Annotated in this window: 15 protein-coding genes and 3 rRNA genes; 16 read left to right on the top strand and 2 right to left on the bottom strand. The window is 66.4% G+C overall.

The window, feature by feature from the left end; translation table 11 throughout:
- The first annotated feature begins 8 nt into the window (after positions 1 to 8).
- The 8 genes from argB to ACTWLI_RS00055 all read left to right on the top strand — a co-directional run bounded on the left by argB (position 9) and on the right by ACTWLI_RS00055 (position 7864).
- A complete protein-coding gene (argB, locus tag ACTWLI_RS00090) occupies positions 9 to 938 on the top strand; it encodes an acetylglutamate kinase (RefSeq protein ID WP_445154715.1) in 930 nt (309 codons plus the stop codon).
- Positions 935 to 2206 (top strand): acetylornithine transaminase, encoded by a 1272-nt coding sequence (locus tag ACTWLI_RS00085; protein WP_445154714.1) that lies wholly within the window; start codon positions 935 to 937, stop codon positions 2204 to 2206. Before argB ends, ACTWLI_RS00085 begins: the two co-directional genes overlap by 4 nt.
- The gene (gene argF, locus ACTWLI_RS00080) at positions 2203 to 3207 is read left to right on the top strand and encodes an ornithine carbamoyltransferase (protein ID WP_445154713.1); all 1005 of its coding nucleotides are present in this window, start codon (positions 2203 to 2205) and stop codon (positions 3205 to 3207) included. The genes ACTWLI_RS00085 and argF overlap by 4 nt, the downstream gene beginning before the upstream one ends.
- Positions 3207 to 3737, top strand: coding sequence for an arginine repressor (locus ACTWLI_RS00075; RefSeq protein ID WP_056740713.1), 531 nt, complete (start codon positions 3207 to 3209; stop codon positions 3735 to 3737). Before argF ends, ACTWLI_RS00075 begins: the two co-directional genes overlap by 1 nt.
- A 46-nt stretch (positions 3738 to 3783) precedes the next feature.
- Positions 3784 to 4989 carry an argininosuccinate synthase gene (locus ACTWLI_RS00070; protein ID WP_445154712.1) on the top strand — a complete coding sequence of 402 codons (1206 nt, stop codon included), beginning with the start codon at positions 3784 to 3786 and terminating at the stop codon, positions 4987 to 4989.
- Between the two features lie 5 nt (positions 4990 to 4994).
- On the top strand, positions 4995 to 6431 hold the full coding sequence (gene argH, locus ACTWLI_RS00065) for an argininosuccinate lyase (RefSeq protein WP_445154711.1): 1437 nt from the start codon (positions 4995 to 4997) through the stop codon (positions 6429 to 6431).
- 103 nt (positions 6432 to 6534) lie between these two features.
- On the top strand, positions 6535 to 7086 hold the full coding sequence (locus ACTWLI_RS00060) for a pyridoxine/pyridoxamine 5'-phosphate oxidase (RefSeq protein ID WP_445154710.1): 552 nt from the start codon (positions 6535 to 6537) through the stop codon (positions 7084 to 7086).
- Between the two features lie 37 nt (positions 7087 to 7123).
- A complete protein-coding gene (locus tag ACTWLI_RS00055) occupies positions 7124 to 7864 on the top strand; it encodes a maleylpyruvate isomerase family mycothiol-dependent enzyme (RefSeq protein WP_445154709.1) in 741 nt (246 codons plus the stop codon).
- 44 nt (positions 7865 to 7908) lie between these two features.
- On the opposite strand, the gene ACTWLI_RS00050 is transcribed toward ACTWLI_RS00055, so the two are convergent.
- Together ACTWLI_RS00050 and ACTWLI_RS00045 are read right to left on the bottom strand one after the other, a co-directional pair.
- Positions 7909 to 8424, bottom strand: a complete 516-nt coding sequence (locus ACTWLI_RS00050) for a methylated-DNA--[protein]-cysteine S-methyltransferase (protein WP_445154708.1) — start codon at positions 8422 to 8424, stop codon at positions 7909 to 7911.
- A complete protein-coding gene (locus tag ACTWLI_RS00045) occupies positions 8421 to 10013 on the bottom strand; it encodes a DNA-3-methyladenine glycosylase 2 family protein (protein WP_445154707.1) in 1593 nt (530 codons plus the stop codon). The genes ACTWLI_RS00050 and ACTWLI_RS00045 overlap by 4 nt, the downstream gene beginning before the upstream one ends.
- A 101-nt stretch (positions 10014 to 10114) precedes the next feature.
- Here ACTWLI_RS00045 and ACTWLI_RS00040 point away from each other — a divergent pair, with 101 nt between their 5' ends.
- The 8 genes from ACTWLI_RS00040 to rrf all read left to right on the top strand — a co-directional run bounded on the left by ACTWLI_RS00040 (position 10115) and on the right by rrf (position 21953).
- Entirely contained in the window at positions 10115 to 10759 is a 645-nt protein-coding gene (locus ACTWLI_RS00040; protein WP_445154706.1) for a DNA-3-methyladenine glycosylase, read from the top strand.
- A gap of 27 nt (positions 10760 to 10786) precedes the next feature.
- A complete protein-coding gene (locus ACTWLI_RS00035) occupies positions 10787 to 11353 on the top strand; it encodes a hypothetical protein (RefSeq protein ID WP_445154705.1) in 567 nt (188 codons plus the stop codon).
- Positions 11354 to 11433: 80 nt separating this feature from the next.
- Positions 11434 to 11997, top strand: coding sequence for an adenine phosphoribosyltransferase (locus tag ACTWLI_RS00030; protein WP_445154704.1), 564 nt, complete (start codon positions 11434 to 11436; stop codon positions 11995 to 11997).
- Positions 11998 to 12128: 131 nt separating this feature from the next.
- Complete coding sequence (locus tag ACTWLI_RS00025; RefSeq protein WP_445154703.1) at positions 12129 to 14357, top strand: HelD family protein; 2229 nt, start codon at positions 12129 to 12131, stop codon at positions 14355 to 14357.
- A 227-nt stretch (positions 14358 to 14584) separates the two neighbouring features.
- Positions 14585 to 15898 (top strand): tyrosine--tRNA ligase, encoded by a 1314-nt coding sequence (gene tyrS / locus ACTWLI_RS00020; RefSeq protein ID WP_445154702.1) that lies wholly within the window; start codon positions 14585 to 14587, stop codon positions 15896 to 15898.
- Between the two features lie 535 nt (positions 15899 to 16433).
- Positions 16434 to 17957: ribosomal RNA gene (locus tag ACTWLI_RS00015) — 16S ribosomal RNA — on the top strand.
- Positions 17958 to 18498: 541 nt separating this feature from the next.
- Positions 18499 to 21623: ribosomal RNA gene (locus ACTWLI_RS00010) — 23S ribosomal RNA — on the top strand.
- Positions 21624 to 21836: 213 nt separating this feature from the next.
- Positions 21837 to 21953: ribosomal RNA gene (gene rrf, locus ACTWLI_RS00005) — 5S ribosomal RNA — on the top strand.
- Together the 16S, 23S and 5S rRNA genes form the textbook arrangement of a ribosomal RNA operon.
- Positions 21954 to 22011: the final 58 nt, after the last annotated feature.

The raw sequence follows: 22011 nt of genomic DNA, 5'->3' as shown, positions 1-22011 counted from the left end.
GGACGACGATGAACACCCAGACGCGCGAGACCACCTCCATGTCCGATGCCCAGGACAAGGCTGGCACCCTGATCGAGGCGCTGCCGTGGATCCAGCGCTTCGCCGGAACCACCATGGTGGTCAAGTACGGCGGCAACGCCATGGTCAATGACGAGCTGCGGCGCGCCTTCGCCGAGGACGTGGTCTTCCTGCACCACGTCGGCATCCACCCCGTCGTGGTGCACGGCGGCGGCCCGCAGATCAACGCCATGCTCGGCCGGCTCGGGATCGAATCCGAGTTTAAGGGCGGCCTGCGCGTCACCACGCCCGAAGCGATGGACGTGGTCCGGATGGTCCTCACCGGCCAGGTGGGCCGCGAACTCGTAGGCCTGATCAACTCCCACGGCCCCTACGCCGTCGGGATGTCAGGCGAAGACGGCGGGCTGCTGCGCGCGGTCCGCACCGGCACCGTCGTCGACGGCGAAGAAGTGGATCTGGGCCTTGTCGGCGAAGTCGTCGGGGTGAACCCCGAGGGCATCCTGGACATTGTTGCCGCCGGCCGGATCCCGGTGATCTCGACCGTCGCCCCGGAAATCGCCCCCGACGGATCCACCACCGGGCAGGTGCTGAACGTCAACGCGGACACCGCGGCCGCGGCGGTCGCCTCAGCCCTGGGCGCTTCCAAGCTGGTCATCCTGACCGACGTCGAGGGGCTCTACGCCAACTGGCCGGACAAATCCTCGCTGATCTCCTCGCTCACCGCCTCGGAACTGCGCGAGCTGCTGCCGCGGCTCGAATCCGGCATGATCCCGAAGATGGCGGCCTGCCTGAAAGCCATCGACGACGGCGTCGAACGCGCGCACATCGTCGACGGCCGGCTGGCGCACTCGATGCTGCTGGAAACCTTTACCACCGCCGGCATCGGCACCCAGGTCGTCCCCGATGAGGAAAGCAAATGAACCAGATCGAAATCGCACCTGAGCTCACGGAAATCGTCGAATCCGGCGGCCACGCCAGCGGCGCACAGTGGCTCTCCCGCTACTCCTCCTCGCTGCTCGGCGTCTTCGGCACCCCGCAGCGCGTCCTGGTCCGCGGCGCGGGCTGCCTCGTCTGGGACGCCGACGGCAAGGAGTACCTGGACCTGCTAGGCGGCATCGCGGTCAACGCCCTGGGCCACGCCCACCCGTTTGTCACCTCGGTGATCGCCAGCCAGCTCGCCACCCTGGGCCACGTCTCCAACTTCTTCACGAGCCCCACCCAGATCGCCCTTGCCGAGAAGCTGCTGGAACTCGCCAAGGCACCCGACGGGTCCAAGGTGTTCTTCGCCAACTCCGGCACCGAGGCCGTCGAGGCCGCGTTCAAGCTGGCCCGGCGCAACACGGGTGCCGGCCAGGACAGCGCAGCCCAGCCGCGCACCAAGATCATCGCCCTCGAAGGCGCCTTCCACGGCCGCACCATGGGCGCCCTGGCGCTGACCTCGAAGGAGGCCTACCGGGCGCCGTTCGCGCCGCTGCCCGGCGGCGTCGTGCACGTCCCCTTCGGCGACATCGACGCGCTGCGCGCCGCGATCGACGACACCACCGCCGCCGTCTTCCTCGAACCGATCCAGGGCGAGGCCGGAGTCCGGCCGCTGCCCGCCGGCTACCTCAAAGCCGCCCGGGAGGCCACCAGCGCCGCCGGGGCCCTGCTGATCCTGGACGAGGTCCAGACCGGCATCGGCCGGACCGGCAAGTGGCTGGCCAGCGAGGATGCCGGAATCGTGCCCGACGCCGTGACCCTGGCCAAGGGCCTGGGCGGCGGTTTCCCGATCGGCGCGCTGCTCACCTTCGGCCCCGAGGTCTCCAACCTGCTCTCCGCCGGCCAGCACGGGACGACCTTTGGCGGCAACCCGGTGGCCACCGCCGCCGCCCTGGCCACCCTGCACGTGCTCGAGAACCAGCACGTGCTCGCCCACGTCCGCGAAGTGGGGGAGCACCTGCGCGCCGGCCTCGAACGGATCGACGGCGTGACAGAGGTCCGCGGCGAGGGCCTGCTGATCGGCTTCGACCTCGACGCCGACGTCGCCCCCGCCGTCGTCACCGCCGGCCTAGACGCCGGCTTCATCATCAACAGTCCCGGCCCGCGCACCATCCGGCTCGCCCCGCCGCTGATCCTGACGGCCGAGCAGGCCGACAGCTTCCTCGCCGCGCTGCCCGCCCTCCTCCAGACCGCAAAGGACGCCCAGTGACCATCCCTGAGACCAGCACAGTGACCACCCGCCACTTCCTCAAGGACACGGACCTCACGCCCGCCGAGCAGGCCGAGGTCCTGGACCTCGCCGTCCGGCTGAAGGCCGCGCCGTACAGCGTCCAGCCGTTCGCCGCCGAGGCCAGCGGGCGCAAAACCGTGGCCGTGATCTTCGACAAAACCTCCACCCGCACCCGCGTCTCCTTCGCCACCGGCATCGCGGACATGGGCGGAAACGCGCTCATCATCAACCCGGGCGAGGCCCAGATCGGCCACAAGGAATCGGTCGAGGACACCGCCAAGGTGCTCGAACGCATGGTCTCCACCATCGTGTGGCGGACCGGCGCGCACGCCGGCCTCGTCGCGATGGCCGAGCACTCCCGCGTCCCGGTGATCAACGCCCTGTGCGATGACTACCACCCCTGCCAGCTTCTCGCGGATCTGCTGACCGTCAAGGAGCACAAAGGGGACCTGGCGGGCCTGACCATGAGCTACCTCGGCGACGCGGCCAACAACATGGCCAACTCCTACCTGCTCGCCGGGGTCACCGCCGGCATGCACGTGCGCATCGCCGGCCCCGAGGGCTACCTCCCCGCCGCGGACATCATCGCCGCTGCCGAGGAACGCGCTGCCCAGACCGGCGGATCGGTGCTCGTCACGGTCGACGCCGCCGAGGCGCTGCGCGGGGCCGACGTCGTCGCCACCGACACGTGGGTGTCGATGGGCCAGGAAGACGAGAAGGAAGCCCGGCTCCAGCTGTTCCGCGACTACTCCGTGGACGCGGACGCCATGGCCCTCGCCGCGCCCGACGCCGTCGTGCTGCACTGCCTGCCCGCCTACCGCGGCTACGAGATCTCCGCCGGTGTGATCGACGGCCCGCAGTCCGTGGTCTGGGACGAAGCCGAAAACCGGCTGCACGCCCAGAAGGCCCTGATGGCCTGGCTGATGCACCGCTCCGGTCTCGCAGTGGTTGACGGACTGTCGCCGGCGGGGCTGGACTGATGTCCGTCCAGCCGGCCGCCCAGGGGGCCAGCCCGGCCACCAAAACGGCGCGGCAGGCGCGGATCACCGCGATCCTCACCGGCGAATCCGTCCGCTCGCAGGCCGAACTTGCGGCCCTGCTCGCGGACGACGGCGTCCAGGTCACCCAGGCCACGCTGTCCCGGGATCTCGTGGAACTCGGCGCGGTCCGGGTCCGCGGCAAGGAGGGCGTGCTGGTCTACGCGGTTCCCGGCGAGGGCGGCGAACGCGGGGCCAAGAGCGGCGTGACGCAGGAAATCCTCGACGCCCGGCTTGCCCGGCTGTGTGGGGAACTGCTGGTCACCGCCGAGGCCTCCGCCAACCTCGTGGTGCTGCGCACCCCGCCGGGCGCGGCGAACTTCCTGGCCCTCGCGATCGACCACTCGGTGATGCCCTCGATCCTCGGCACGATCGCCGGGGACGACACCGTCCTGCTGGTCACCCGCGACCCGGCCGGCGGCGCCGCCGTCGCCGCCCGCTTCCTGCAGCTGGCAGAAGAAGCCGGCCAATAAATTTGCATCAGATGATTGAAGACCCAACAACTAAGGAGCATGTGAAGTGACTGAGCGTATTGTGCTGGCCTACTCCGGTGGCCTCGATACTTCCGTAGCCATCGGCTGGATCGGCGAAGCAACCGGCGCCGAGGTCATCGCCGTGGCGGTCGACGTCGGACAGGGCGGCGAATCGCTGGAGACCATCCGGCAGCGCGCCCTGGGCTGCGGCGCCGTCGAAGCCTACGTGGCCGACGCCTCGGACGAGTTCGCCAACGAGTACTGCATGCCCACCCTGAAGGCCAACGCCCTCTACCAGGGCCACTACCCGCTGGTTTCCGCGATCTCCCGCCCGGTGATCGTCAAGCACCTGGTCAAGGCTGCCCGGGAATTCGGCGCCACCACGGTCGCCCACGGCTGCACCGGCAAGGGCAACGACCAGGTCCGCTTCGAGGTCGGCATCCAGACCCTCGGCCCGGACCTGAAGTGCATCGCCCCTGTCCGCGACCTCGCCCTGACCCGCGACAAGGCCATCGCCTTCGCCGAGGAAAAGGGACTGCCGATCGAGACCACTAAGAAGAACCCCTACTCGATCGACCAGAACGTCTGGGGCCGCGCCGTCGAGACCGGCTACCTCGAGGACATCTGGAACGCCCCCACCAAGGACATCTACGACTACACCGCCACCCCGGAGTTCCCGCCGGCCCCGGATGAAGTCACCATCTCCTTCGAAGCCGGCGTCCCGGTCGCGATCGACGGCGTCAAGGTCACCCCGCTGCAGGCCATCCAGGAGCTCAACCGCCGCGCCGGGGCGCAGGGCGTGGGCCGGATCGACGTCGTCGAGGACCGCCTCGTCGGCATCAAGTCTCGCGAGATCTACGAGGCACCCGGCGCGATGGCACTGATCACCGCGCACAAGCACCTCGAGGACATCACCGTCGAGCGCGAGCAGGCCCGGTTCAAGGCCACGGTCGGCCAGCGCTGGTCCGAGCTGGTTTACGACGGCCAGTGGTTCTCCCCGCTGAAGCGCTCCCTGGACGCCTTCATCGAAGACACCCAGAAGTACGTCTCCGGCGATATCCGCATGGTCCTGCACGGCGGCCAGGCGATCGTCAACGGCCGCCGCTCCGAGACCTCGCTCTACGACTTCGACCTTGCCACCTACGACACCGGCGACACGTTCGACCAGTCGATGGCGCGCGGCTTCATCGAGCTGTGGGGCATGTCCGCCAAGGTTGCCTCCGGCCGCGACATCCGCGTCGCAGGAAAGTAACCCGCGTGGCTGAGTCCGAAACCGCCAAGGCTGACGCAACGAATAAGGGTGCGCTGTGGGGCGGCCGGTTTGCCGGCGGCCCCGCGGACGCCCTCGCCGCGCTGAGCAAGTCCACGCACTTTGACTGGCGGCTGGCCCGCTACGACATTGCCGGGTCCAAGGCGCACGCCCGCGTGCTGCACCGGGCCGGGCTGCTGGACGACGCGGAGCTGGCGGACATGCTGGACGCCCTGGACCGGCTGGATGCCGACGTCGCCTCCGGCGCCTACGCCCCGGCCGAGTCCGACGAGGACGTGCACGGTTCGCTGGAACGCGGCCTGATCGAACGAGCCGGCCCCCAGCTTGGCGGCAAGCTCCGCGCCGGCCGGTCCCGCAACGATCAAGTGGCCACGCTGGGCCGGATGTTCCTGCGCGACCATGCCCGGATCATCGCCCGCGGCGTGCTCGCCACGATCGACGCGCTGGTCGGACAGGCGAAGGCCCATCAGGGCGTGGCCATGCCCGGCCGCACCCACCTGCAGCACGCCCAGCCGGTCCTGCTCAGCCACCACCTGCTGGCCCACGCCTGGGCGCTGCTGCGCGATGTGCAGCGGCTGGCCGACTGGGACAAGCGCGCCGGCGTCTCGCCCTACGGCTCCGGCGCCCTGGCCGGGTCCTCGCTGGGCCTGGACCCGGAGGCCGTCGCGGCGGACCTGGGCTTCTTCTCGGCCACGCACAACTCGATCGACGGCACCGCCTCCCGCGATGTCTTCGCCGAGTTCGCGTGGGTCTCGGCGATGATCGGCGTGGACCTGTCCCGGGTGTCGGAGGAGGTGATCCTGTGGGCCACCAAGGAGTTCTCCTTCGTGACCCTGCACGATTCCTACTCCACCGGATCCTCGATCATGCCGCAGAAGAAGAACCCGGACGTGGCCGAACTGGCCCGCGGCAAGGCCGGCCGGCTGATCGGCGACCTGACCGGGCTGCTCGCCACGCTCAAGGGCCTGCCGCTGGCGTACAACCGCGACCTGCAGGAGGACAAGGAGCCGGTCTTCGACGCCGCCGACACCCTGGAGCTGCTGCTCCCGGCCGTGTCCGGCATGATCGCGACGCTGAAGTTCAACACCGAGCGGATGGAGGCGCTGGCCCCGCAGGGCTTCGCGCTGGCCACGGACATCGCCGAATGGCTGGTCCGCCAGGGCGTACCGTTCCGCGAGGCGCATGAGCTCTCCGGCGCCGCGGTGAAGCAGGCCGAAAGCCGCGACGTCGAACTCTGGGACCTGACCGACGAGGAATACGCGGCCATCTCGGAGCACCTGACTCCGGAGGTCCGCAGCGTGCTCTCCACTGAGGGTTCGCTGAACAGCCGGAACTCCCAGGGCGGCACCGCCCCGGCCGCCGTCGAGCGCCAGCTCGCGGCCCTCGAAGCGGAACTCGAAGGCGTAAGGTCCTACGCGGGGTAGGTCGCCCCGCACCGCGCTCCACCCCCGCGAGATGACACTTCGCGGCAGTGTTTTTCATTGACATTGCCGCTAAGTGTCATCTCGCGGTGGTTAAGGTGGGGGCATGAGCGAATCATTCCGCGAGTTCCTGCGTGGCCTGCCCGATTTTCCGGCCGAGTTGCCAGACTTTGATCCGGAGACGGCACCTGAGGATCCCGCCGAGCTCTTCCGACAGTGGCTGACCGAGGCCCTCGCCGCCGGGGTGCCGCAGCCGAACGCCTGCAGCCTGGCCACCGCCGACGCGCTCGGCCGGCCGTCCTCCCGGATGCTGATCCTCAAGGACATCGACGACGACGGCTGGCACTTCGCGACCTCCCGCGAGTCCCGCAAGGGGCAGGAGCTCACCGCCAACCCGAACGCCGCCCTGAACTTCTTCTGGCAGCCGCTGGGCCGCCAGGTCCGCGTGGCCGGCGACGTCGTCGAGCTCTCCGCAGAAGCCTCTGCCGCCGACTGGCGCGCCCGGCCGGGCGCCGACGGTGGAACCAACACAGCCTGGCAGCTGTACGCGCTGCGACCCCGCGAGCTCGAATTCTGGCAGGCCCGGCACGACCGCCGGCACATCCGGCACCGCTACGGACCGCACGTGGCCGGGGCCGGGGCGGCGCAGCCCAGTTAGCCGCGGTTAATCCAGCCGCTCCGTTAGGATGGGCGCCATGACTTCTATCACCCCCGAAAACCTGCTGGAGGAACTCCGCCGCGCCGCCGACGTCGTGACCGGAATCGCCGCGAAACTGAGCGACCAGGACGTCGCGGCGGCATCGGAACTGCCCGGCTGGACCCGCGGGCACGTCCTGGCCCACGTGTGCGGCATTGCCAACGCCATGGCCCGGCAGGTCGAATACGCCGGACGCGGCGACAGCATCGAGCTCTACGACGGCGGCTATGAGGGCCGCAACAGGGCCATTGAGCTGGCCGCCGGCCATAACGCCGACGAGCACCGGGCCGCCCTGGCCGCCGCCCTCGGCCGGGCGCTGGACGCGTTCGGTTCCCTGGACGCGGCAGGCTGGCAGGCGCGCATCACCTTCCGCGACGGTGTCGTGTACGACGGCGGCCTCGCAATCTGGCGCGAACTCACGATCCACGCCACCGACCTCGGCAGCGGCCGCGGCCCGGAAAGCTGGAGCCGGCCGTTCTGCGAACACCTCTTCACCTTCCTCGCCGCCCGCGTGCCTGAGGGCGAACGGTTCGTGCTGCAGCCGCTCGGCCTGCCCTCCGTCGCGCTCGGCGCCCCGGGCGGCCGCACCACCGTGATCAACGGCATGCTCACCGACATCGCGGCGTGGCTGGCCGGACGCACGCCCACCCTGGGAAGCCTCCGCGCCACTGCAGCGGCCGACGGCGTCGACCTCCCGGCGCTGCTGCCGTGGCCGGCCGGTGTGCCGGTGACAAACTAGCCGGCCATTCAGCCGGAAAGCTGGGCGAAATACCGGCCGAAGGCTTAGGCCTGCGCCGCTGGGGCGAGCTGCCGTTCGCGCTCCAGCAGGCTCTGCTTGATCGGCAGGCCCCAGCGGAACCCGCCCAGGCTCCCGTCGGTGCGGATCACGCGGTGGCACGGCACAAACAGGGCCGCCGCATTGAACGCACACGCACTGGCTGCGGCCCGGACCGCCCTGGCGTTGCCGGAGAGCGCGGCGTACTCGGTGTAGGTCACCGGGCTGCCGGCGGCCACGGTCCGGAGCATGTCCCAGGCGTGGCTGCGGAACGGGCCCGATTTCTGCAGCACCGGCACGGCCATCGCGGCGGCCGGATTGCCGGCGTAGAATTCTTCGACGGCGGCCGAGATGCCGGGCAGCTCCGCCACGGTTTCGTACGTCCGGGGCAGCAGGTCCGGGTGGATCTGGCCGGTGAGCTCACCGGCGACGGCGGTCCAGCCCGAGGCGAGGACCGCGCCGTCGCGGGCGATGATGGTGAACGGGCCGTCCGGGGTGGACAGGGTCAAAAGCTGGGCCGTCATGTCGTTACTTTCTTTCTTGCGGGGATCCTGGTGCGGGCGGCGGCCTGGGCGGCCGCCGCTGCGCGCCAGAGGTGCATGGTGGCGTAGGAACGCCAGGGGCTGACCTCCCGAAAATCGGGAGAGAACGAAACGGGGAGGGGCGCAGCGGGGGAGAGCGCACCGGAGACCGTCTCGGGGGAGTCCGGTGTCGGGGGAGCGCCTGCAGCGTGCCGGAAGTCCGTGGCGCCCGGCCCGAGCGCGCGGATGCCGTTCCGGACGGCCGCGTCGTTGGCCAGGAAGACATCCGGGGCCCCGATCACCCGCATCGCCAGGTATCCCACGGTCCAGGGGCCGACGCCGGCCAGCGGCAGGAGCTTGGCCTCCAGCCCGGCCAGGTCGTCGCCGTAGCCGAAGTCGAGGGTGCCGCTGGCCATCGCTGCGGCGGCCCCGCGGATCGAGTCGATCCGCCGCCGCGGTCCGCGGAGCAACAGGTGGCCGGACTCCGCGATCTGTGCCGGGGTCGGGAAGAGCCGGTGCAGGCCGTCCGCGGGAACCAGGCTGTCGCTGCCGCAGGCGGAGAGCTCGGTCAGGGCTGTGCGGGCCGCCGCCACGGTGATCTGCTGGCCGATCATGGCGCGGATCAGCAGCTCCTGCGGATCCACGGCCCCGGGCATCCGCATCCCGGGGGCCGCCGTGACGCTGGCGGCAAGCCGCGGATCGGCGGCCAGGGCGGCGTCTATGGCCACCGGGTCGGCGTCCAGATCCAGCAGGCGGCGCACCCGGCTCAGCAGTGAGGCCAGGTCGCGGAGGTCGACCGCCCCGATGCTGAGCCGCAGCGGGTGTCCCGGTGCGGCCGGGTCGTAGTCCACCCGAAAACGCGCATCGCCGTGGGCCAGCCTGAGGGTCCGGGCGTAGGAGGTGGCGGTACCTTCCTCGATGCCCGGGATGGCGCGCACGGCCAGGAACTCGAAGACGCCCGGGTCGAACGGTGCCCGGTACGGAAGGTTCAGGGCCAGCGCGGTGGAGGCCGCCGCGGGCCGGGGTGCCGGAACGCGCCGGGCCGTGGCCCGCAGCTCCGACGGGGTCATGGCGAAGACCTCGGCGATCGTTTCGTTGAACTGGCGGACGCTGCTGAAACCGGCGGCGAAGGCGATGTCGGCGGCCTTCATCGACGTGGACACCAGCAGGGTCCGGGCGGTCTGGGCGCGGCTGGCCCGCGCCAGCGACAGCGGCCCGGCGCCGAGTTCATGACTGAGGATCCGGTTGAGCTGCCGCGCCGAATAGCCCAGCCGGGCCGCGAGCCCCGCGACCCCCTCCCGGTTGATCACACCGTCGTTGATGAGCCGCATGGCCCGGCCGGCGATATCCGAGCGGACGTTCCACGCCGGTGTGCCCGGCACCGCCTCGGGCAGGCAGCGCTTGCAGGCCCGGTAGCCGGCGTCGTGCGCCGCAGCCGAGGTTTCATAGAAGGTGACGTTCCCGGCCTTGGGGGTACGCGCCGGGCAGGACGGACGGCAGTAGATGCCGGTGGTGCGGACAGCGGTATAGAACTGTCCATCGAACCGGGGGTCCCGGGCATCGATCGCCCGGTAGCGCTGCCAAAAGTCCATGGGTCCATCCTGCCAGCCCCGCCGGGGCCGGGCTAGCGGAAATCGGACACGGCCGTGGCGGCGGGGAGGCCCGGCCCGGGCGGGTTTGTTAAAGTCGAACCATGGATTCCTTCGCGGCACCCGAAGCGCTGCGGGCGCTGCTGTCCGGGGACCCCCGCACGGTCGCCCCGCTGCTGCTCGGGGCGGTGCTGACCCACGAGGGACGCGGCGGCCCGGTGGGGGTACGGATCACGGAGGTGGAGGCCTACCTCGGCCCGGAGGACTCGCTGCACCCGGATCCGGGCTCGCACACTTTCCGCGGCCAGACCCGGCGGAACGCCCCGATGTTCGGCCCCGCCGGCCACCTCTACGTGTACTTCACCTACGGCATGCACCACTGCGCGAACATTGTGTGCGGGCCCGACGGCGTGGCCTCGGCCCTGCTGCTGCGCGCCGGCGAAGTCGTGGCCGGCGGCGACCTGGCCTCCTCGCGCCGGCCGACATCGAAAGCGCCGAAAGATCTGGCCAGCGGTCCCGCTCGCCTGGCCACCGCGCTGGGACTGACGACGGCGGACAGCGGCCGCGACGTCCTGGCCGCGCCCTTCCGGCTGGAGCTTCCGGAGCACCCCGCCCCGGCCGTCAGCTCCGGGCCGCGCGTGGGGGTTTCCGGGGCCGGCGGCAGCGACGACTACCCGTGGCGTTTCTGGCTCCCTGGCGATCCCACCGTCTCCCGGTACAAGGCCGCGAAGGCCCGGGCGCGGCAGTAGCCCGGAGGGTGCGCAGGAAGGGATCCCATGGGCGAGGGCAAGCGGGGCAAGCCCCGCAGCGAGCTTGAACGGCTGGAGATCTTCGAGCAGCTCGCCGGGGAGTACTTCCGGATGGCGGCGCTGTTCCCGCCCGGCGGCGCAGCGGGCGCGGACGCGACCGCCGTCGACGACGACCAGCGCCACTGGGTGGATCTGTTCCGGGCCGCCCTGCTGCGCAAGTTCATCGTCCGCGACGAACATGTCTCGCTCAAACTGGTCGTCCGGGCGCTGCGCCGCTGCAACGTCTCCTCGGACCGCCGGCTCGCCGAGGGGGCGGACGAAATCGAGCGTCTCTTCACAGCGGAGATGGTGCAGGGCCGCCAGCACGCCGCACCCGAGCCCGACGCCGCCGGCCCGGACCGCTTCGAGGACGTCCTCTACGGCCGGCTGCTGCATGGTGACGCCGACCGCTTCCACCGCTCCGGCTGGGCCAGAGACCGGACCCGGCTCGAGGCCGCGCTGGCCGGCCGCTTCGAGGCGGAACATGCGCTCTCCCGGGCGCTGGAGCTGGTCCGGTACGGCTTCGCCCACGGGTTGCTGCGGCCTCCCGGCTGACCCCCGGACGGTTCCGGCCCCGCGCCGGGCCGCCGGCAGGCTCAGGCCCCGGGCCTGTTACCAGCCGGTAAGATTGACGGGTGAAACAAACCGAGCAGGACCTTTCCCAGACACCCGGCACCCTCCCGGTCAGCGAGCTCATCGCCAGCCTGTGCGCCACCGTCCCGGACTACCCCAAACCGGGAATCGTGTTCAAGGACCTGACCCCGGTCTTTGCCGACGGCGCGGCGCTGAAGGCAATCGTGGACGCCCTCGTTGCGCCGTTCCTGGGCCAGTTCGACGCCGTCGCCGGCGTGGAGGCCCGCGGGTTCCTGCTGGCGGCCGCCGCCGCGTACGCCACGGACACCGGCGTCGTCACCGTGCGGAAGGCCGGCAAGCTGCCCCGCGCCGTCGTGTCGGAGGACTACGCCCTGGAGTATGGCACCGCCACCCTGGAACTGCACACCTCGGACCTGGCCCCCGGCGCCCGGGTGCTCATTCTCGACGATGTCCTCGCCACCGGCGGCACCCTGGGCGCGGCCGCCCGGCTGTTCGAACGCTGCGGCGTCGAGGTCGCCGGGGTGGGCGTCGTGATGGAACTGGACGGACTGGGCGGGCGCTCGGCGCTGTCCGGACACCGCGTCCACTCCCTGCTCGGCGTGTAGCCGGGGCCCGGCGCGCGCATCGGTAGAATGCCTGAAAAATGCGGGGCCGCAAAAACCTGACATCTTTCGGGAGCGTGAGCCGAAATGGTTGTAGAATGGTTGGTCTGTCTTTTTCGATAGGGGAACGTTCGATGCACGACGCTGATTTGGCCCATGAACGCGACTATGTGGCCGGACTGTATGCCCGGCTGGATGAGCTGCGGGCGGAAAAGCGCGCCCAGTTGGCCCAGGTCCGCCGCGCCGGGGCCGTGGGGACCATGCAGAACGTCTCCGAACGGGATGCGTTCGCGGCCCTGTACGAGGACCGGCTCGCGCAGCTCGACGCCGTCGACGACCGCCTGGTCTTCGGCCGCCTCGACCTCGACTCCGGCGAGGCGCAGTACATCGGCCGCATTGGCCTGACCACCGAGGACCTGCAGCGGCTGATGGTGGACTGGCGCGCTCCCGAGGCCGGCCACTTCTACCAGGCCACCGCCTTCGACCGGCAGGGCGTCCGCCGCCGCCGGCACCTGATCCTGCAGGGCCGCGAGGTCAAAGCGATCGAGGACGACGTGCTCGACGCCGACATGCTCGCCGACAGTGAGTCCCTGCAGGGCGAGGGTGCGCTGCTCGCGGCCCTGAACTCCAAGCGCACCGGGCGGATGTCCGACATCGTCGGCACCATCCAGTCCGAACAGGACCGGATCATCCGCTCCTCCATCTCCGGGGCCCTCGTGGTCCAGGGCGGCCCGGGCACCGGCAAGACCGCCGTCGCCCTGCACCGCGCCGCCTACCTGCTCTACACGCACCGCGACCGGCTCAAGACCGCCGGCGTGCTGCTGGTGGGGCCGTCCTCGTCCTTCATGAACTACATTGAGCGCGTGCTGCCGTCCCTGGGCGAGACCGGCGTCGTGATGGCCAGCCTGGGCCGGCTGATGCCCGGCATCCACGCCGTTGCCGAGGACGACGCCGATGTCGCCGCTATCAAGGGCCGGCTCGACATGGCCGAGGTGGTGGCCAACGCCGTCGCCAACCGCCAGCGCATCCCGGCCGAGAACCGCATCCTTGAAGTCGACGGCCGCAAGCTGGTGCTGACCCCGCGGCAGGTGCGCCGGGCCCGGGAAAAGGCGCGCGCGACCGGCAAGCCGCACAACGAGGCACGGGTCTCCTTCGTTAAGATCCTGCTGCGCGAACTCACCGAACAGATGACCGAGCTGGTCGAGGCCGGCAACATCGGCAACAACGCCGACCGCTCCTACCTCGCCGAGGACGTCCGGTCGGCGCGGGACGTGCGCGTGGCCCTGAACCTGTGCTGGATGCCGATGACCCCGGAGAAGCTGGTGGGGGAGTTGCTGAGCAAGCCGGCCATCCTCGAGGCCTGCACCCCGCACCTCAGTGACGCCGAACGGGCGTTGCTGCTCCGGCCCGCCGGTTCGCCCTGGACCGAAGCCGACGTGCCGCTGCTGGACGAGGCCGCCGAACTGCTTGGCGAGCTGGACCCGGCCGCCGGCCGCGGGCTGGCCCAGCAGGAACAGGACCGCGCCCGGGACCTGGCCAACGCCAAGCAGACCCTGGTCAACATGGAAGCAGCCGGGGTTGATGCCCTGTTCACGGCCGAGGAACTCGCCGAGCAGAACCAGGAACGCGAGGCGCGGCTGACCGCAGCCGAGCGCGCCACGAGTGACCGGACCTGGGCGTTCGGCCACATCGTGGTCGACGAGGCGCAGGAGCTTTCGCCGATGCAGTGGCGCCTGCTGGTCCGCCGGTGCCCGCTGAAGTCCTTCACGATCGTGGGCGACATCGCGCAGACCAGCTCCGTGGCCGGGGCCAAGTCCTGGCAGAGCGCCCTCGCCCCGATGTTCGGGGACCGCTGGCAGCTCGAAGAGCTCACGGTGAACTACCGCACCCCGTCGCAGATCGCCGAGGCCGCGGCGCGGATGGCCAATGCCGCCGGGCTGGTCGTCTCCGCTCCCAAGGCTGTCCGCGAGGGCCGCTGGTCGCCGGTGATCGACCGCGTCGAGTCCGGTGCGCTGGTGGAGCGCCTGCTGGAGGTGCTGCCGGAAGAACTGGACGCGCTCGACGGCGGGCTCCTGGCCGTGATCGCCGACGGCGGGCTGCTGCCGGAAGCGACCACAGCGCTGCGCCGTGCCTACGGCCACCGAGTGGGCACGGGCGCCGGCAGCTACGAGCAGGACATCGTCGTGATCAGCCCGCGTGAGGCCAAGGGGCTGGAGTTTGACGGCGTCGTGGTCCTCGAACCCGCCGCCATGCTCAACCACGAACACGGCCGGGTGGGGGACCTCTACGTGGCCATGACCCGGCCCACCCAGCGCCTGCGCCTGATCGCGTCGGCGCCGGTTCCGGCCGGCATCGAAGAGTAGGACCCGAGGGGCAGGGGCCCGCGCGGACTAACCTCCGCCGGGCCGCCTCCGGAGCTCGCCTGCAGCGCCTTCGGCGCGCCGGTGCAGCGGTGCAGCGCCTCGGGAGCGCCCCCGAAGCAGCGGCGGCGCCGGGCCCAGAGCGCTGGCGGCGCCGGGCGGATTCCGCCGTCCCGTCACGTGCGGGGGCGCAGCCTTACGCCCGCCCCGATCCTGCTACCTTTGATTCCGTGTCCCAGCTAAATGATCTTCAGTCCCAGCAGAACGACCCCGCCTTCGCCAACATCTGGCAAGAGCTGAAATGGCGCGGCCTTGTCCACGTCTCGACGGATGAGGCGGAGCTGGAAAAGCTGCTCAGCGGCGACCCCATCACGTACTACTGCGGCTTCGATCCCACTGCCCCCAGCCTTCACCTTGGCAACCTGGTCCAGCTGCTGCTGATGCGCCGGATCCAGTTGGCCGGCCACAAGCCCCTGGGCCTGGTCGGCGGCTCAACCGGCCTCATCGGCGATCCCCGGCAGACCGCAGAGCGGGTACTGAACACCCCCGAAACCGTGGCCGAATGGGTAGGCCGCCTGCAGGGCCAGGTCCAGCGCTTCCTCAGCTTCGAAGGGGACAACGCGGCCCGGATGGTGAATAACCTGGACTGGACGGCGCCGCTGAGTGCCATCGACTTCCTGCGCGGCATCGGCAAGCACTTCCGCGTCGGCACGATGATCAAGAAGGACATCGTGGCCACGCGCCTGAACTCCGACGAGGGCATCAGCTACACCGAGTTCAGCTACCAGATCCTGCAGGGCATGGACTACCTCCAGTTGTTCCGCGACTACGGCTGCGTGCTGCAGACCGGCGGCTCGGACCAGTGGGGCAACCTCACCAGCGGCACTGACCTGATCCGCAAGGTGGAGGGAAAGCACGTCCACGCCCTGGGAACCCCGCTGATCACGAATTCCGACGGGACCAAGTTCGGCAAGAGCGAGGGCAACGCCATCTGGCTGGATGCCGACATGTGCAGCCCCTACGCGTTTTACCAGTTCTGGCTCAACACCGCCGACGCCGACGTCGCCGCCCGGCTCAAGGTCTTCACCTTCCTCAGCCGCGCCGAGATCGAAGCGCTCGAGGCCTCCGTTGCCGAGCGTCCCTTTGCCCGCGAGGGCCAGCGCAGGCTGGCCTACGAGGTGACCTCGCTGGTGCACGGCGTGGATGCGACCGAAAAAGTCATCGCTGCCTCGGCTGCCGTGTTTGGCGGCGGCGATCTGGCCGGCCTGGACGCGGACAGCCTCCAGGCGGCGACGGCGGAGCTTCCCTCCGCGAAAGTCGACGCCTCCTCCCTCGGCATCATCGATCTGCTCGTGGCCACCGGTCTCTCGGACAGCAAGTCGGCAGCCCGGCGCACGGTAGGGGAGGGCGGTGCCTACGTCAACAACATCAAGGTCGTTGACCCCGACGCAGTGATCGCTGCCGCCGACCTGCTGCACGGACGGTACCTGCTGCTGCGCCGCGGCAAGAAGAACCTGGCCACCGTCGAGGTCACCGGAGCCTAGCCGGCCACGCCCTGACCTCTGCCCGTGGCCCATGCCGCGGGCAGAGGTACTCCAAGCACGCTCCTCCTCGGCCGATTTGCACGGCCGAAGGGGAGCGTGTAATGTTTTCTGAGTCGCCGCCGCTGAGTGGTGACAAACCCCCAACAAAGTCAAGTAATTCTTCCTGCGCCCAGCGCAGGGAAGCGAAATTGCTTAGATTTTATGCTGGGCGGATTCGCTTCTACAAGGTGAATTCCTGGAGAAATTCCGGGTTTGCAAAGTGGAAATGAATAGAATACAGTAAATACATCGCAGCGAAGAAAAGCGAAACAAGATGAATTCCGCCTAGCGGATTGTTTCGAAAAGTATTCGAATGTGTCTGTTGTTTGAGAACTCAATAGTGTGCCAAGTTTGTTGATACCAATTGTTTTATTGATTGGTTGTTTTGGCTGTGTTGTCCACCCCCGTGGATGGCATGGTTTTTACAGCTGGTTTCAAATTTTGTGCAGCCTTCTTTCCCCGTTTTCCCGGGGTTGTTGGTTGTGTCTGTTTGTTTTCAACGGAGAGTTTGATCCTGGCTCAGGATGAACGCTGGCGGCGTGCTTAACACATGCAAGTCGAACGATGATCCGGTGCTTGCACCGGGGATTAGTGGCGAACGGGTGAGTAACACGTGAGTAACCTGCCCTTAACTCTGGGATAAGCCTGGGAAACTGGGTCTAATACCGGATATGACTCCTCATCGCATGGTGGGGGGTGGAAAGCTTTTGTGGTTTTGGATGGACTCGCGGCCTATCAGCTTGTTGGTGAGGTAATGGCTCACCAAGGCGACGACGGGTAGCCGGCCTGAGAGGGTGACCGGCCACACTGGGACTGAGACACGGCCCAGACTCCTACGGGAGGCAGCAGTGGGGAATATTGCACAATGGGCGGAAGCCTGATGCAGCGACGCCGCGTGAGGGATGACGGCCTTCGGGTTGTAAACCTCTTTCAGTAGGGAAGAAGCGAAAGTGACGGTACCTGCAGAAGAAGCGCCGGCTAACTACGTGCCAGCAGCCGCGGTAATACGTAGGGCGCAAGCGTTATCCGGAATTATTGGGCGTAAAGAGCTCGTAGGCGGTTTGTCGCGTCTGCCGTGAAAGTCCGGGGCTCAACTCCGGATCTGCGGTGGGTACGGGCAGACTAGAGTGATGTAGGGGAGACTGGAATTCCTGGTGTAGCGGTGAAATGCGCAGATATCAGGAGGAACACCGATGGCGAAGGCAGGTCTCTGGGCATTAACTGACGCTGAGGAGCGAAAGCATGGGGAGCGAACAGGATTAGATACCCTGGTAGTCCATGCCGTAAACGTTGGGCACTAGGTGTGGGGGACATTCCACGTTTTCCGCGCCGTAGCTAACGCATTAAGTGCCCCGCCTGGGGAGTACGGCCGCAAGGCTAAAACTCAAAGGAATTGACGGGGGCCCGCACAAGCGGCGGAGCATGCGGATTAATTCGATGCAACGCGAAGAACCTTACCAAGGCTTGACATGAACCGGTAAGACCTGGAAACAGGTCCCCCACTTGTGGCCGGTTTACAGGTGGTGCATGGTTGTCGTCAGCTCGTGTCGTGAGATGTTGGGTTAAGTCCCGCAACGAGCGCAACCCTCGTTCCATGTTGCCAGCGCGTTATGGCGGGGACTCATGGGAGACTGCCGGGGTCAACTCGGAGGAAGGTGGGGACGACGTCAAATCATCATGCCCCTTATGTCTTGGGCTTCACGCATGCTACAATGGCCGGTACAAAGGGTTGCGATACTGTGAGGTGGAGCTAATCCCAAAAAGCCGGTCTCAGTTCGGATTGGGGTCTGCAACTCGACCCCATGAAGTCGGAGTCGCTAGTAATCGCAGATCAGCAACGCTGCGGTGAATACGTTCCCGGGCCTTGTACACACCGCCCGTCAAGTCACGAAAGTTGGTAACACCCGAAGCCGGTGGCCTAACCCCTTGTGGGAGGGAGCTGTCGAAGGTGGGACTGGCGATTGGGACTAAGTCGTAACAAGGTAGCCGTACCGGAAGGTGCGGCTGGATCACCTCCTTTCTAAGGAGCACCTACAACAACCCCGCCAAGCCTGTGTTTGTGTGGTGGTGTTGTCAGGAGTAACGCCCGTTGCGCAGACGCAAGTTCTGCGGCGGGTGCTCACGGGTGGAATATCAGCAAATAGCGGCCGCCGGATTTTCTGCCGGCACCCAGTACGGACACGTACCGCTCCTTTTGGGGCGGGTGTCCTGGAACGGTGCGGGCGGGTGAATGGGTGGTTTCGTGTTTGGCACACTGTTGGGTCCTGAGACAACAGGACCATGGCCTGTGCTTTTCTTTCCCTCGGGGAAGGGGGTGCGGGGTGTGGGGCTTGTGTTTCTGGTTTCCCGGCTGCGACGCGTCGCGCACTGGTTGGTTCCCTTGGGGGCCTGGTGTGTGGGGTGTGTGGTACGGGGTTGTTGTTTGAGAACTACATAGTGGACGCGAGCATCTTTTATAAGAAGCAATTTCCAAGATATATGAACCTGGATCTGGTTCCACACCCGTTTGGGGTGTGGGGTTGGTTTCCATGGTTTTCTCGAAATTACTCCTTGATCTTTGTGGTCAAGTTTTTAAGAGCACACGGTGGATGCCTTGGCATTAGGAGCCGAAGAAGGACGTAGGAATCTGCGATAAGCCTGGGGGAGTCGATAACCGGACTGTGATCCCAGGGTGTCCGAATGGGGAAACCCCGCCAGACGCGCGAGTGATCTGGTGACCCGCATCTGAACACATAGGGTGCGTGGAGGGAACGCGGGGAAGTGAAACATCTCAGTACCCGCAGGAAGAGAAAACAATAGTGATTCCGTTAGTAGTGGCGAGCGAACGCGGATCAGGCTAAACCGTTCCATGTGTGATAGCCGGCGGGCGTTGCATGGTCGGGGTTGTGGGACTTTCCGTTCCAGTTCTGCCGGACTGGTGAGGTGAGTGCGTGGGTATAGGTGAACGGTCTTGAAAGGCCGGCCAGAGAGGGTGTGAGCCCCGTAACCGTAATGCTGTCACGCCGCCTGGGAAGTATCCCAAGTAGCACGGGGCCCGAGAAATCCCGTGCGAATCTGTCAGGACCACCTGATAAGCCTAAATACTCCCTAATGACCGATAGCGGACCAGTACCGTGAGGGAAAGGTGAAAAGTACCCCGGGAGGGGAGTGAAACAGTACCTGAAACCGTGTGCTTACAATCCGTCGGAGCAGCCTTGTAGTTGTGACGGCGTGCCTTTTGAAGAATGAGCCTGCGAGTTAGTGTTACGTCGCGAGGTTAACCCGTGTGGGGAAGCCGTAGCGAAAGCGAGTCTGAACAGGGCGTTGCAGTGGCGTGATCTAGACCCGAAGCGAAGTGATCTACCCATGGCCAGGTTGAAGCGACGGTAAGACGTCGTGGAGGACCGAACCCACTTCAGTTGAAAATGGAGGGGATGAGCTGTGGGTAGGGGTGAAAGGCCAATCAAACTTCGTGATAGCTGGTTCTCCCCGAAATGCATTTAGGTGCAGCGTTGCGTGTTTCTTACCGGAGGTAGAGCTACTGGATGGCTAATGGGCCCTACAAGGTTACTGACGTCAGCCAAACTCCGAATGCCGGTAAGTGAGAGCGCAGCAGTGAGACTGTGGGGGATAAGCTTCATAGTCGAGAGGGAAACAGCCCAGACCACCAACTAAGGCCCCTAAGCGTGTGCTAAGTGGGAAAGGATGTGGAGTTGCGAAGACAACCAGGAGGTTGGCTTAGAAGCAGCCATCCTTAAAAGAGTGCGTAATAGCTCACTGGTCAAGTGATTCCGCGCCGACAATGTAGCGGGGCTCAAGTACACCGCCGAAGTTGTGGCATTCACATTTTATCCAAGCCTTCGTGGTTCAGGAGTGTGGATGGGTAGGGGAGCGTCGTGTGGGCAGTGAAGTCGCGGTGGAAACCAGCGGTGGAGCCTACACGAGTGAGAATGCAGGCATGAGTAGCGAAAGACGGGTGAGAAACCCGTCCGCCGAATGATCAAGGGTTCCAGGGTCAAGCTAATCTGCCCTGGGTAAGTCGGGACCTAAGGCGAGGCCGACAGGCGTAGTCGATGGACAACGGGTTGATATTCCCGTACCGGCGAAAAACCGCCCATGCTGAACAGGGGATACTAACCGCCCGAAACCTGCCCGACACCCCTTGTGGGTGAAGGGTTTTGGTGGAGCGCGGGACCTGATCCTGGGAGGCAAGCGTATTAACAGGTGTGACGCAGGAAGGTAGCCGGGCCGGGCGATGGTTGCCCCGGTCTAAGGATGTAGGGCGAACGGTAGGCAAATCCGCCGTTCATGAAGCCTGAGACCCGATGGGACCCCCGTACGGGGGGATCCGGTGATCCTATGCTGCCGAGAAAAGCATCGACGCGAGGTTTTAGCCGCCCGTACCCCAAACCGACACAGGTGATCAGGTAGAGAATACTAAGGCGATCGAGAGAATTATGGTTAAGGAACTCGGCAAAATGCCCCCGTAACTTCGGGAGAAGGGGGGCCCCTATCGTGATGGACACACGCTGTCCGGAGCGTGCAGGGGCCGCAGAGACCAGGGGGAAGCGACTGTTTACTAAAAACACAGGTCCGTGCGAAGTCGCAAGACGATGTATACGGACTGACTCCTGCCCGGTGCTGGAAGGTTAAGAGGACCGGTTAGCCGCAAGGCGAAGCTGAGAATTTAAGCCCCAGTAAACGGCGGTGGTAACTATAACCATCCTAAGGTAGCGAAATTCCTTGTCGGGTAAGTTCCGACCTGCACGAATGGAGTAACGACTTCCCCGCTGTCTCAACCATAAACTCGGCGAAATTGCAGTACGAGTAAAGATGCTCGTTACGCGCAGCAGGACGGAAAGACCCCGAGACCTTTACTATAGTTTGGTATTGGTGTTCGGAGTGGCTTGTGTAGGATAGGTGGGAGACGTTGAAGCCCGGACGCCAGTCCGGGTGGAGTCATCGTTGAAATACCACTCTGGTCACTTTGGACATCTAACTTCGGCCCGTAATCCGGGTCAGGGACAGTGCCTGATGGGTAGTTTAACTGGGGCGGTTGCCTCCTAAAAAGTAACGGAGGCGCCCAAAGGTTCCCTCAGCCTGGTTGGCAATCAGGTGTCGAGTGTAAGTGCACAAGGGAGCTTGACTGTGAGAGAGACATCTCGAGCAGGGACGAAAGTCGGGACTAGTGATCCGGCGGTACATTGTGGAATGGCCGTCGCTCAACGGATAAAAGGTACCTCGGGGATAACAGGCTGATCTTGCCCAAGAGTCCATATCGACGGCATGGTTTGGCACCTCGATGTCGGCTCGTCGCATCCTGGGGCTGGAGTAGGTCCCAAGGGTTGGGCTGTTCGCCCATTAAAGCGGTACGCGAGCTGGGTTTAGAACGTCGTGAGACAGTTCGGTCCCTATCCGCTGCGCGCGCAGGAAATTTGAGAAGGGCTGTCCTTAGTACGAGAGGACCGGGACGGACGAACCTCTGGTGTGTCAGTTGTACTGCCAAGTGCACCGCTGATTAGCTACGTTCGGATGGGATAACCGCTGAAAGCATCTAAGCGGGAAGCTCGCTTCGAGATGAGATTTCCATACACCTTGTGTGTGAGAGGCCCCCAGCCAGACCACTGGGTTGATAGGCCGGATGTGGAAGCGAGGACTAACGACTCGTGAAGCTGACCGGTACTAATAGGCCGATAACTTACACCACACCTTCCCTCCGTGAACCGTTCCTTCAAAAGAGGTTCACACCAGGAGAGAAGAAAAGAGAACAAGACTGCTTGCGTCCACTATGTGGTTCCCAACCAACAAACCCGCCACGGGCACGTTGCTTGATGAACCAAAACAACTAAATACAACACCACATGTTGTAACCACACAGATTTCCCACCACCCCCAACAGGGGCGGGTCGGGTAACAGGGTTACGGCGGTCATAGCGTGGGGGAAACGCCCGGTCCCATTCCGAACCCGGAAGCTAAGACCCACAGCGCCGATGGTACTGCACCCGGGAGGGTGTGGGAGAGTAGGTCACCGCCGGAACATCATTCAGGTCGAGAGCCTCCAACCACCAGGTTGGAGGCTCTCCCACTTTAACCAC

The organism is Arthrobacter sp. Hor0625, assembly GCF_052567525.1.
Note: the sequence above shows the minus strand (reverse complement) of the source record. Positions and strands in the feature narration are given on the sequence as shown.